The sequence below is a fragment of the Bradyrhizobium sp. USDA 3240 genome (assembly GCF_054063295.1).
The window spans coordinates 655,356-668,662 of the sequence record NZ_JBSSGD010000002.1; the positions used below are offsets into that span (position 1 = coordinate 655,356).

Annotated in this window: 4 protein-coding genes; all 4 read right to left on the bottom strand. The window is 63.5% G+C overall.

Annotated features, from left to right (window positions below; all coding sequences use genetic code 11):
* Positions 1 to 20: 20 nt before the first annotated feature.
* Positions 21 to 2,078 (bottom strand): ABC transporter ATP-binding protein, encoded by a 2,058-nt coding sequence (locus ACVIGA_RS03750; protein WP_456665330.1) that lies wholly within the window; start codon positions 2,076 to 2,078, stop codon positions 21 to 23.
* Positions 2,079 to 2,240: 162 nt separating this feature from the next.
* Entirely contained in the window at positions 2,241 to 4,301 is a 2,061-nt protein-coding gene (locus ACVIGA_RS03755; protein ID WP_456665331.1) for an FAD-dependent oxidoreductase, read from the bottom strand.
* Positions 4,302 to 4,482: 181 nt separating this feature from the next.
* On the bottom strand, positions 4,483 to 8,685 hold the full coding sequence (gene rpoC / locus ACVIGA_RS03760; RefSeq protein WP_456665332.1) for a DNA-directed RNA polymerase subunit beta': 4,203 nt from the start codon (positions 8,683 to 8,685) through the stop codon (positions 4,483 to 4,485).
* A 127-nt stretch (positions 8,686 to 8,812) separates the two neighbouring features.
* Complete coding sequence (rpoB, locus tag ACVIGA_RS03765; RefSeq protein WP_223967329.1) at positions 8,813 to 12,931, bottom strand: DNA-directed RNA polymerase subunit beta; 4,119 nt, start codon at positions 12,929 to 12,931, stop codon at positions 8,813 to 8,815.
* Positions 12,932 to 13,307: the final 376 nt, after the last annotated feature.

The window sequence follows — 13,307 nt, forward strand, 5'->3', positions numbered from 1 at the left end:
CATGAGCAACGGGGCGGATATCACGCCTCCTCGTCGTCGTCCTCATCCTCGTCGTCTTCATCATCGTCCGCGTCGTCGTCATCCTCGTCGTCCGCGTCGTGATGCTTGTGCCCCTGATCGTCCCACAGCTTGCGGTAAACGCCGTTCTTGGCCAGCAGTTCCTCGTGCGAGCCGCGTTCGATCGCCTGGCCGCCTGAGATCACGATGATCTCGTCCATCTCGACCACCGAGGTCAGACGGTGCGTCGACCAGATCATGGTGCGGCCCTCGGCGACCTTGAGCAGCGTGCGGTTGATCGCCGCCTCCGTGGTCTGGTCGAGCGCCGAGGTGGCCTCGTCGAGCAGCAGCACCGACGGGTTGCGGATGATCGCGCGCGCGATCGCGATGCGCTGGCGCTGGCCGCCGGACAGGGTATCGCCGCGCTCGCCGACCGGCGTGTCGTAACGCTGCGGCAGGCTCATGATGTAGCGATGGATCTCGGCTTTCTTCGCAGCGTCCTCGACCTCCGCGTCGGTGGCCCCTTCCTTGCCGAGCCGGATGTTCTCGCGGATCGACATGTTGAACAGCATGTTCTCCTGGAACACTACCGCCATGCTGGCGCGCAGCGACTCGCGCGTCACCCGGCGGATGTCGACGCCGTCGATGGCGACGCGGCCCTCGTCAGGCACGTAGAGCCGCAGGATCAGGTTGATCAGCGTGCTCTTGCCGGAGCCGCTGGGACCGACGATCGCAATGCTCTTGCCGGCATTGAGCTTGAGGCTGAGATTGTCGAGCACCGGCGTCTGCGCCCCCTCATACTGGAAGGTGACCCGGTCGAAGGAGATGTCGTTGGTGATGCGCGGCAGGTCCGGCGCGCCGGGACGGTCGGCGCCACGGGTCGGCTCGTCGAGCAGCTCCTGGATGTGCCGCACTGCCGCAGCGGACTGGATCGACACCGGGATGAAATGCATGAGATGGGCGATGTTGTACGACACCTCCCAGAATGCGCTCTCGAAGGTCACGAAGGTGCCGACCGTGATCTGCCCCTTGGTGGCGAGATAGGCGCCGATCGCCAACACCACGAGGTGGAGCAGCAGCACCGAAATGGTGACGGTGCGCTCCACCATGGTCGACAGGAACATGGCTGACGCGGCCTTGGCGCGGACGTCGCGGTTGCGCAGCGTGAACCAGCCGAGCGCACGGCGCTGCAGATTGAACGCCTTGACCACCGCCTGGGCCGCGACGTTCTCCTGCACCATGCCGAGCAGCGCGGCTTCGTTCTGCTTCTGCTCGTAATTGGCCAGCACCGCCTTCGGCGTCAGGATGCGCGGCCCGATCAGCGTGATCGGAAACACCAGCAGGGCGACCACGGCAAGCTGCCAGTTCAGGAACAGCATCAGGATGATGCCGGCGACCAGTTCCAGGCCAGGCAGCGCCGCGCTGTTGGCGAAGGTCTTGACCGAACCCTCGAAGGCCGACAGATCGATCGAGAAACGCGATAGGATCTCGCCGCGTTTGGTGCGCGCGAAATAGGCCGACGGCAGGTTCTGGACGTGGTCGAAGATGCGGGTCCGGACGTCGGCGATGATGCCGGCGCCAAGCCGCGCATCCCAGCGCTCGTACCAGACCGCGATGATCGAGGTGACGATGCCGGCGACCGCGAGCACGCCGAGGATCTTGTAAAGGGCCTGGAAATCCTCCTCGCCGAGCGCGTCGTCGATCAGGAATTTCAGGCTGAGCGGCATGATGACGTTGAACAACGTCTCGACCAGCACGCCGATGGCGACGCAAGCAAGCGGCTTCTTGTAGTTGGTCAGGATCGGCTTGACGAAGCCATAGATCGTGGAGAGCGCGCCGGCGGCTTCCTTGGCGGTGAAGACGACGAGGTCCTCGTCATCATCGTCATCGAGCTCGAACTCGTCGTCCTCCTCCTCATCATCTTCGTCGTCGGCGGGCGCGGCGGCCGGCTTGATGGAGGCCGGCTTGGCGGAGGCCGTCGCCGCCGGCGAACCGGCCGTGGCCGCAGACTTCTTCTTCAGCTCGGGATCGTCGGCTGCCGATCGATTCGGATCGTCTGATACAGGAGGTCTTGGCGCCATGAAACCAACCGATGCTCCACGGCCGGCATGACCGCAAATCGAAACCGCAGCGGCGAACGCTGCCGGTATAATCCTATGCGATCACAATGAATTCGGCAAAGCGTTTGCAACGGCGCGGCGCGCGATCCGTGGATTCGGGATCACGGCAACGCCGCGTTGCCGCTAGTCGTCGAAATCGGCCTCGACCTTGTCGAAGAAGGAATAGCGCAAGCTGTCGGAGTCGGCGTACCACTGCCCCGGCCCCTTGTTGGCGGCAAGCGTCAACGTCCACAGCGCATCGGTGCAGTCGCGGCGGTGCATCGACAGGTCGAAGCCGTTGCCGAAGAACAATTCCGACCATTCCCACCAGGTGCCGAGCTTCTTTACGCCGCGCAGCAGGTCGTAGCGATCGATCACCGCCGGCGCCATGTCCGAGGTCACCGACGCGAACACGACGCCGGTCTTGACCACGCGGTTGAGCTCGCGCACCCCGCGCACCACCTGCTTCTCGCCGAGATGGCACAGCGAGGTCTCGAACACGAAATCGAACTCATTGTCCTTGAACGGCATGTCGGCGATCGAGCCGAGCTTGTTGTACTTCTTGAGCGCCTTCGGCGTCTTGCCGTGGATGTAGCGGTTGTTCTCGATGCCCCAGGCGTCGATGCCGCGCTCGCGCAGCGCGCCGACCAGCTCGCCGCTGGCGGAGCCGGCGATCAGGAGCTTGTAGCCCTTCACCCTGCCCCACACCGTCTTGATCAGGTCGGTCAGATAGGCCGGGTCGGTGAAATTGCGCCAGACTTCGCTGTAGGGGCCGGCGCCGCGATAATTCTCGAAATAGTTGCGGTCGATCTTGTCGGACAGCGCGCCTTCGTCCTGCGCGCGGGCGCGGCGCAGCCGCATCATCTCGGTGACGATGATGTCGGTCGCGGCATCGGAGGAATCCAGCAACCCGTTCAGCGTCGAATCGAACAGATAGTCGCCGACCACCACGATGCCGGGGTGCTCCTTCGGATCGGGGCGGTGGTTGGTCATGACATCGCGCACCGGCAGGCCGCCCGGCAGCGCGTTGACCGACGACAGCCAGCGATGGGTCTTGCCCTCGAGGAAATGCGCACGCGCATCGCCGAGCGAGGCCGGCAGCGACTTCAGCGCGGCGTCGATCAGCTCCTCGTCGCTGAGATTGGCGAAGGCGAGCGCGTCGGAGCCGGCGATCAGCCAGTTCAGCACGCCGTGCTTGCCGACATCGTGGCGCGCGCCCTCATTGTAGACGCAGCAGCCGCCGAACGCTTCCGACATGAACCAGGCGCCCGGGATCTTCTCGCCCCAGAACGGCTCATCGAACAGGATAGAGACGCGCAGATAGTGCGCCGGCCGATCGAAATAGGCGACGTGCTTGACCATCGACTTGCGCAGCTGCTCGCCGTCCCAGCGCATGGTCGCGAGCCAGGAGTGCGGTAGGCAGACCAGCACGAGGTCGAAGTCGCGCGTCTCCGGCCCCTTGCCGTTCATCATGTTGAGCTGATAGCGGCCGGTTGCGGTCTTGCCGACCTTGAGTACGCGATGGTTGAGCTGGATGTCGGCACTGACCTCCGAGCGCAGGCAATCGATCAGCTGCTCGTTGCCGTTCTGGATCGAATACAGGCCGATATAGCCGTCGACGTCCATCACGTAGTTCTTCAGCGCGTTGAGGCCGTTGGTGTTGTGGCTCTCGGTCGCGAGGTCGGAGCGCGCCATCACCTTGAAGAACCGCTTGGCGGTCACGTCCTCGACCTCTTCGTCGAGGATCTGCTCGGCGGTCTTGTAGGCCCAGGGATGTTCGTTGTCGTGGGCGCCGACGCCCTCGTAATACTCGATCGGCGACACCAGCTCGCTGCAACGCTTGCGGAACGCCTCGATCGCGGCCGCGGTCTTCGCGCCGTATTTGCGGCGCATGCCGGGAACGTCGGCCAGCAGTTCGCCGTCGAGCTGCACCTGCTCGGCATCCATCGGGATCGTCTGCAGGCCGAAATGCTGGATCAGCTCGCGCAGCGGGTCAGGCCCGGTCATCGAGTAGTCGTAGATCTCGGCGACGCCGGCCTCGTACATCGCAGGCGCGGTGTCGAATTTGCGCGTGACGATCTTGCCCCCGAGACGGTTCGACGCCTCGAAGATGGTGATGCGGCAGAGGTCGCCGAGTTTGCGCTTCAGATACCAGGCGCTCATCAGCCCCCCGGGGCCGCCGCCTACAATCGCCAAGTCGAGCATATCGATTCCGTCGTCTCCGGCACGAGCCAAACAGCCGGTCTAAGTCACCCTAGCAAAGGCACTTTTTTGCCTGAAGGGAAGATGAACAAACTGCGTCCCTGCACCGCAGCAAGGGAAGAAAGCAACAAAAAGGCCGGCAGAACGCCGGCCTTCTCGCTGACTACCGTAGTCTTGCGGATGCCTATTCCGCGGGCGGCAGCGCCAGCGGCTCCGCTTCCGGAGCCGTCGGCACGATCGCCGCCTGCTGCTTCTCGCGCTCGTCGAGGATCAGCTTGTCGCGCTTGACCGCAACTTCGCGGATCCGCGCCATCGAGGCGCCGGTGCCGGCCGGGATCAGGCGGCCGACAATGACGTTCTCCTTGAGACCTTCGAGCGGGTCCACCTTGCCGTTGACGGCAGCTTCCGTGAGCACGCGTGTGGTCTCCTGGAACGACGCCGCCGAGAAGAAGGAGCGGGTCTGCAAGCTCGCCTTGGTGATGCCGAGCAGAACCGGCGTCCCCGTGGCGGGCTTCTTGCCCTCCTCCTTGGTCTTGGTGTTGAGCGCGTCGAACTCGATCTTGTCGACCTGCTCGCCCGAGATCATGTCGGTGTCGCCCTGGTCGGTGACTTCGACCTTCTGCAGCATCTGACGGACAATCACCTCGATGTGCTTGTCGTTGATCAGAACGCCCTGCAACCGGTAGACCTCCTGGATTTCGTTGACCAGATAGGCAGCGAGTTCCTCGATGCCCTTGATCGCCAGGATGTCGTGCGGCGCCGGATTGCCTTCGACGATGAAATCGCCCTTTTCGACGATGTCGCCGTCCTGAAGGTGGATGTGCTTGCCCTTCGGGATCAGGTACTCGCGCGGCTCCTCGGTCTTGTCCATCGGCTCGATCGAGATGCGGCGCTTGTTCTTGTAGTCGCGGCCGAAGCGGATCGTTCCCGCGGTCTCCGCGATGATCGCCGCATCCTTCGGCTTGCGAGCCTCGAACAGTTCCGCCACCCGCGGCAGACCGCCGGTGATGTCACGCGTCTTGGCGCTCTCGGTCGAGATACGCGCCAGGATGTCGCCGGACATCACCTTCGCGCCGGTATCGACCGACAGAATGGCGTCGACCGAAAGCATGTAGCGGGCGTCGCCGCCACGCGCGAGCTTCAGCACCTTGCCGTCCTTGCCCTTGACCACGATGGCTGGGCGCAGGTCCGAACCGCCGCGCGTCGTGCGCCAGTCGATGACCACGCGCTTGGCGATACCGGTCGATTCGTCGAGCGTTTCCGAGATCGACTGGCCTTCGACCAGATCCTCGAAACCGATCGTACCCTCGACTTCGGTGAGCACCGGGCGGGTATAGGGATCCCACTCCGCGATGCGCTGGCCGCGCTTGACGGTGTCGCCTTCGTCGACGTGCATCTTCGAACCGTACTGAATACGGTGGGTTGCACGCTCGGTGCCGTCGGCATCGACGATCGCAACGACCATGTTGCGCACCATCGCGACCAGATTGCCTTCGCTGTTGCGGGCGATGGCCTTGTTCCTGATCACGATCTTGCCGTCGAAGTTCGATTCGACGAACGACTGCTCGTTGAGCTGGGCGGCGCCGCCGATGTGGAACGTGCGCATCGTCAGCTGCGTGCCGGGTTCACCGATCGACTGCGCCGCGATGACGCCGACGGCCTCACCGTGGTTGACCGGGGTACCGCGGGCCAGATCGCGGCCGTAGCACTTGGCGCAGATGCCGTTGATCAGCTCGCAGGTCAGTGCCGAGCGGATCTTCACTTCCTGGATGCCGGCCTGCTGGATCGCGTCGACATGGGTCTCCTCCATCAACGTGTCGCGCTTGACGACAACCTCGTTGGTGGCGGGATCGCGCACGTCATCGCAGGCCGTACGGCCCAGGATGCGCGAGCCGAGCGAGGCAACGACCGTGCCGGCATCGACGATGGCGCGCATCTTGATGCCGAGCTTGGTGCCGCAATCAGTCTGCGTGATGATGCAGTCCTGCGCGACGTCGACCAGACGGCGGGTCAGGTAGCCGGAGTTCGCGGTCTTCAACGCGGTGTCCGCGAGGCCCTTGCGGGCGCCGTGGGTCGAGTTGAAGTACTCGAGCACCGACAGACCTTCCTTGAAGTTGGAAATGATCGGCGTCTCGATGATCTCGCCCGACGGCTTGGCCATCAGGCCGCGCATGCCGGCGAGCTGGCGCATCTGCGCCGGCGAACCACGCGCACCGGAGTGTGCCATCATGTAGATGGAGTTCACTTCGGCTTCCGCTCCGCTCGCCGTCTTCTTGACGGACGAGATCTCCTTCATCATCGCCTTGGCGACTTCTTCACCGGCCTTCGACCAGGCGTCGACGACCTTGTTGTACTTCTCGCCGTGGGTGATCAGACCGTCATTGTACTGCTGCTCGAAATCCTTCGCCAGCGTACGGGTCGCGTCGACGATCTTCCACTTCGACGCCGGCACGACCATGTCGTCCTTGCCGAACGAAATGCCCGCCTTGAAGGCGTTGTAGAAGCCGAGCGCCATGATGCGGTCGCAGAAGATCACCGTCTCCTTTTGACCACAGTGACGGTAGACCTGGTCGATCACGCCGGAGATCTCGCGCTTGGTCATCAGCTTGTTGATGATGTCGTACGAGATCTTGGTGCTCTTCGGCAGCAGGTTGCCGAGCATGACGCGGCCCGCGGTGGTTTCGATCCACCGCTTGGACATCTTGCCTTCCTCGTCGAGGCCTTCCCACCGGTACTTGATCTTGGTGTGGAGGTGGATGACCTTCGAATGCAGGGCGTGCTCGAGCTCGGCCATGTCGCCGAAGATCTTGCCCTCGCCGGGCAGGCCTTCGCGCATGATCGAGACGTAGTAGAGACCGAGCACGATGTCCTGCGACGGCACGATGATCGGCTGGCCGTTCGCGGGATGCAGGATGTTGTTGGTCGACATCATCAGGACGCGCGCTTCCAGCTGCGCTTCGAGCGACAGCGGAACGTGCACGGCCATCTGGTCGCCGTCGAAGTCGGCGTTGAAGGCGGCGCAGACCAGCGGATGCAGCTGGATCGCCTTGCCCTCGATCAGCACCGGCTCGAACGCCTGGATGCCGAGCCGATGCAGCGTCGGCGCGCGGTTGAGCAGCACCGGATGCTCGCGGATCACCTCATCGAGGATATCCCAGACCTCCGGACGCTCCTTCTCGACCAGCTTCTTGGCCTGCTTCACCGTGGTGGACAGACCCTTGGCGTCGAGCCGCGAGTAGATGAACGGCTTGAACAGCTCGAGCGCCATCTTCTTCGGCAGGCCGCACTGATGCAGGCGCAGCTCGGGACCGACCACGATCACCGAACGGCCCGAATAGTCGACGCGCTTGCCGAGCAGGTTCTGACGGAACCGGCCCTGCTTGCCCTTCAGCATGTCGGCGAGCGACTTCAGCGGGCGCTTGTTGGCGCCGGTGATGACGCGGCCGCGGCGGCCGTTGTCGAACAGCGCGTCGACGGCCTCCTGCAGCATGCGCTTTTCGTTGCGGATGATGATGTCGGGCGCACGCAGCTCCATCAGCCGCTTCAAGCGGTTGTTGCGGTTGATGACGCGGCGATAGAGGTCGTTGAGGTCCGAGGTCGCGAACCGGCCGCCGTCGAGCGGCACCAGCGGGCGCAGGTCCGGCGGAATGACCGGCACCACCGTCATGATCATCCATTCCGGCTTGTTGCCGGAGACGCGGAAGGCCTCGACGATCTTCAGACGCTTGGCGAGCTTCTTGTGCTTGATGTCGGAGTCGGTCTCCGCCATGTCGGCGCGCAGCGTCGCCTCGAGCTTTTCGAGCTCGAGCCCCTTGAGCAGCTCGCGGATTGCTTCCGCGCCGATCATGGCGGTGAAGCTGTCCTGGCCGTACTCGTCCTGCGCCTTCAGATACTCGTCTTCCGACAGCAGCTGACGGTCCTTCAGCGCGGTCAGACCCGGCTCGAGAACGACGTAGTATTCAAAGTACAGGATCCGCTCGAGATCCTTCAGCGTCATGTCGAGCAGCAGGCCGATGCGCGACGGCAGCGACTTCAGGAACCAGATGTGGGCGACCGGCGCCGCCAGCTCGATATGGCCCATGCGCTCGCGCCGGACGCGCGACAGCGTCACCTCGACCGAGCACTTCTCGCAGATGATGCCCTTGTACTTCATCCGCTTGTACTTGCCGCACAGGCACTCGTAGTCCTTGATCGGCCCGAAGATGCGCGCGCAGAACAGGCCGTCACGCTCCGGCTTGAAGGTGCGGTAGTTGATGGTCTCCGGCTTCTTGATCTCGCCGTACGACCAGGACAGAATCTTCTCCGGAGACGCGATCGAAATCCGGATCTGGTCGAAGACCTGAGCCGGCGTCGTCGGATTGAAAAGATTCATAATCTCTTGATTCATGGTCTTCTCCTCGCGTGCCGATCGTCACCGGCAGCAAATTCGAAACGTTTATTCAACGCGCGCCCCACTCAACGTCCGAGCGGAGCGCGAAGGCCCGGCGCTTTCACGCCGGGCGTAAATCAACGCGTTACTCGGCCGCTTCCGACGTCGACGCCGGTCCCACCTTGGAATTGTGCAGGTCGACGTTGAGGCCGAGCGAGCGCATTTCCTTGACCAGCACGTTGAACGATTCCGGAATACCGGCCTCGAAGGTGTCGTCGCCGCGCACGATCGCCTCGTACACCTTGGTACGGCCGGCGACGTCGTCCGACTTCACGGTCAGCATCTCCTGCAGCGTGTAGGCGGCCCCGTAGGCTTCCAGCGCCCAGACCTCCATTTCGCCGAAGCGCTGGCCGCCGAACTGCGCCTTGCCGCCCAGCGGCTGCTGGGTGACGAGCGAGTACGGACCGATCGAACGCGCGTGGATCTTGTCGTCCACGAGATGGTGCAGCTTGAGCATGTAGATGTAGCCCATCGTCACCTTGCGATCGAACTGGTCGCCGGTGCGGCCGTCATAGACGGTCGACTGGCCGGAGGCGTCGAAGCCCGCGAGCTTCAGCATCTCCTCGATGTCGGCTTCCTTGGCGCCGTCGAACACCGGCGTTGCGATCGGCACGCCGTGGCTCAGATTGCGGCCGAGTTCGACCAACTCGTTGTCGTTCAGCGACTTGATGGTTTCATCCTCGCCATAGATCTTCTTCAGGGTCTCGCGCAGCGGCTTGAGGTCCTGCTTCTGATAGTAGGCGTCGATGGTCTGGCCGATGCGCTTGCCGAGGCCGGCGCAGGCCCAACCGAGATGGGTCTCAAGGATCTGACCGACGTTCATGCGCGAAGGCACGCCGAGCGGATTGAGCACGATGTCGGCATGCGTACCGTCCTCGAGGAACGGCATGTCCTCGATCGGCACGATCTTCGACACCACGCCCTTGTTGCCGTGACGGCCGGCCATCTTGTCGCCGGGCTGGATCTTGCGCTTCACCGCAACGAAGACCTTGACCATCTTCATCACGCCGGGCGGCAGTTCGTCACCGCGCTGCAGCTTCTCGACCTTGTCGAGGAAGCGCTGCTCGAGGCCCTTCTTCGACTCGTCGTACTGCTTCCGCATGGCCTCGATCTCGGCCATCAGCTTGTCGTTCGGCGAGGCGAACAGCCACCACTGCGACTTCGGATACTCGTCGAGCACCGCACGGGTGATCTTGGTATCCTTCTTGAAGCCCTTCGGGCCGGCGATGCCCTGGCGGTTCTCCAGCAGCTCGGCGAGGCGGTTGTAGACGTTGCGGTCCAGAATCGCCTGCTCGTCGTCGCGGTCCTTGGCCAGACGCTCGATCTCTTCCCGCTCGATCGCCAGCGCACGCTCGTCCTTGTCGACGCCGTGGCGGTTGAACACGCGGACTTCCACGATCGTGCCCTGCACGCCCGGAGGCACGCGCAGCGAGGTATCGCGGACGTCGGAGGCCTTCTCGCCGAAGATGGCGCGGAGCAGCTTCTCTTCCGGCGTCATCGGGCTCTCGCCCTTCGGCGTGATCTTGCCGACCAGGATGTCGCCGGCGCGAACTTCCGCACCGATGTAGACGATACCGGCTTCGTCGAGGTTCTTCAGCGCTTCTTCCGAGACGTTCGGAATGTCGCGGGTGATTTCCTCCGGACCGAGCTTGGTGTCGCGGGCCATCACTTCGAATTCTTCGATATGGATCGAAGTGAAGACGTCGTCCTTCACGATCCGCTCGGAGAGCAGGATCGAGTCTTCGAAGTTGTAGCCGTTCCAGGGCATGAACGCGACCAGCACGTTGCGGCCGAGCGCAAGCTCACCGAGATCGGTCGACGGACCGTCAGCGATGATGTCGCCCTTCTTGACGATGTCGCCGACCTTCACCAGCGGACGCTGGTTGATGCAGGTCGACTGGTTGGAACGCTGGTACTTCATCAGCCGGTAGATATCGACGCCCGACTTGGTCGGATCGAGATCCTCGGTGGCGCGGATCACGACGCGGGTGGCGTCGATCTGGTCGATCACGCCCGAACGGCGCGCGGCGATCGCCGCGCCCGAGTCACGGGCGACCACGCCTTCCATGCCGGTGCCGACGAACGGCGCCTCGGCGCGAACCAGCGGCACCGCCTGGCGCTGCATGTTCGAGCCCATCAGCGCGCGGTTGGCGTCGTCGTTCTCGAGGAACGGGATCAGCGCCGCGGCGACCGAAACCAGCTGCTTCGGCGACACGTCCATGTAGTCAACCTTGTCCGGCGTCACCGGCAGCACTTCGCCGGCATGACGGCAGACCACCAGGTCGTCCGTGAAGCGGCCCTTGGCATCGAGCGGCACGTTGGCCTGCGCGACGCGGTAGCGGCCCTCTTCCATCGCCGACAGATAGACCACCTCGTCGGTGACGCGGCTGTCCTTGATCTTGCGATAGGGCGTCTCGACGAAGCCGTACTTGTTGACGCGCGCGAACGTCGCCAGCGAGTTGATCAGACCGATGTTCGGACCTTCCGGCGTTTCGATCGGGCAGATACGGCCGTAATGCGTCGGATGCACGTCGCGGACTTCGAAGCCGGCACGCTCGCGGGTCAGACCGCCCGGGCCAAGCGCCGACAGGCGCCGCTTGTGGGTGATCTCCGACAGCGGGTTGGTCTGGTCCATGAACTGCGACAGCTGCGAGGAACCGAAGAACTCGCGCACCGCGGCGGCCGCGGGCTTGGCGTTGATCAGGTCCTGCGGCATCACGGTGTCGATATCGACACTCGACATACGCTCCTTGATGGCGCGCTCCATGCGGAGCAGGCCGATCCGGTACTGGTTCTCCATCAGCTCGCCGACCGAGCGCACCCGGCGGTTGCCGAGGTGGTCGATGTCGTCGATCTCGCCCTTGCCGTCGCGCAGGTCGACCAGCGTCTTGATGACGGCCAGAATGTCTTCCTTGCGCAGCGTGCGATGGGTGTCGGGCGCATCGAGCTCGAGGCGCATGTTCATCTTGACGCGGCCGACCGCGGAGAGGTCGTAGCGCTCGGCATCGAAGAACAGCGACTGGAACATCGCCTGCGCCGAATCCAGCGTCGGCGGCTCGCCCGGACGCATCACGCGGTAGATGTCGAACAGCGCGTCCTCACGCGTCATGTTCTTGTCGGCCGACAGCGTGTTGCGGATGTAGGCGCCGACATTGACGTGGTCGATGTCGAGCAGCGGCAGGTCCTTGTAGCCCTGCTCGTTCAGCACCTTGAGCGACTTCTCGGTGATCTCCTCGCCGGCTTCGGCGTAGATTTCACCGGTCTTCGGGTTGACGAGATCCTCAGCGAGATAGTTGCCGACGAGCTCCTCGTCCGACATGCGGAGCGCCTTCAGACCCTTTTCCTGCATCTGGCGCGCGCTGCGCACGGTCAGCTTCTTGCCGGCCTCGAGCACCACCTTGCCGGTGTCGGCGTCGATCAGGTCGTTGATGGTCGAGTAGCCACGGAAGCGGTTGGCGTCGAACGGCACGCGCCAGCCTTCCTTGGTCCGCTTGTAGGTGATCTTCTTGTAGAAGGTCGACAGGATCTGCTCGCCGTCGAGACCGAGCGCGTACATCAGCGAGGTCACGGGCAGCTTGCGGCGGCGATCGATGCGCGCGAACACGATGTCCTTGGCGTCGAACTCGATGTCGAGCCAGGAACCGCGATACGGAATCACGCGCGCGGCAAACAGCAGCTTGCCGGACGAATGGGTCTTGCCCTTGTCGTGGTCGAAGAACACGCCGGGCGAACGGTGCATCTGCGAGACGATGACGCGCTCGGTGCCGTTGACGACGAAGGTGCCGTTCATCGTCATGAGCGGGATATCGCCCATGTAGACGTCCTGCTCCTTGATGTCCTTCACCGACTTGGCGCCGGTTTCCTCGTCGATATCGAACACGATGAGGCGCAGCGTCACCTTGAGCGGCGCAGCGAAGGTCATGCCGCGCTGGCGGCACTCGTCGACGTCGTACTTCGGCTGTTCGAACTCGTAGCGGACGAATTCGAGCATCGAGGTGCCCGAAAAATCCGAGATCGGAAATACCGAGCGGAACACCGCCTGCAGGCCCTCGTCGAGGCGACCGCCGGCCGGCTCGTCAACCATCAGGAACTGGTCATAGGACGCCTTCTGAACCTCGATGAGGTTCGGCATCTCGGCGACTTCCTTGATGTGACCGAAAAACTTGCGTACGCGTTTGCGACCGGTGAATGTCTGCTGCGCCATCGTGGCCTCTCATTTTCGTCGCCTTTGTGGGGCGAACCTTCCGGGAGCGACTGCCATCGACCCCGGGTTGAATTTCGAATCGTCCCGAAGGAACGAAGCGCAAAGTCAGGAATTAAATCCCCGGCCCGCCTCCATCGCCTCCAAAACGCAAAACGACGCGCGAGGCGCATCACTGCACCCGCTCGTCCAAACGCTCCGCTTTACGGACTGAAAAAGCCCGAAATCTGACTGTCTCCCAACGGCTTCCGCCGGGTGCCCTGCCGCCCCCGCCGCCTACCGTGTTTTTCCGCTGCCAACCCGATATGGGATGGCAATAAAGGAGATTCGAGGGTTAAGTCCACGGATCCCCACACTTTTTTGTGTCCGGTACGCCACG

What these genes read in the sequence shown, in the direction of transcription:
- rpoB (WP_223967329.1), bottom strand. Translation starts at nt 12,931, where the DNA reads ATGGCGCAGCAGACATTCACCGGTCGCAAACGCGTACGCAAGTTTTTC.
- rpoC (WP_456665332.1), bottom strand. Translation starts at nt 8,685, where the DNA reads ATGAATCAAGAGATTATGAATCTTTTCAATCCGACGACGCCGGCTCAG.
- ACVIGA_RS03755 (WP_456665331.1), bottom strand. Translation starts at nt 4,301, where the DNA reads ATGCTCGACTTGGCGATTGTAGGCGGCGGCCCCGGGGGGCTGATGAGC.
- ACVIGA_RS03750 (WP_456665330.1), bottom strand. Translation starts at nt 2,078, where the DNA reads ATGGCGCCAAGACCTCCTGTATCAGACGATCCGAATCGATCGGCAGCC.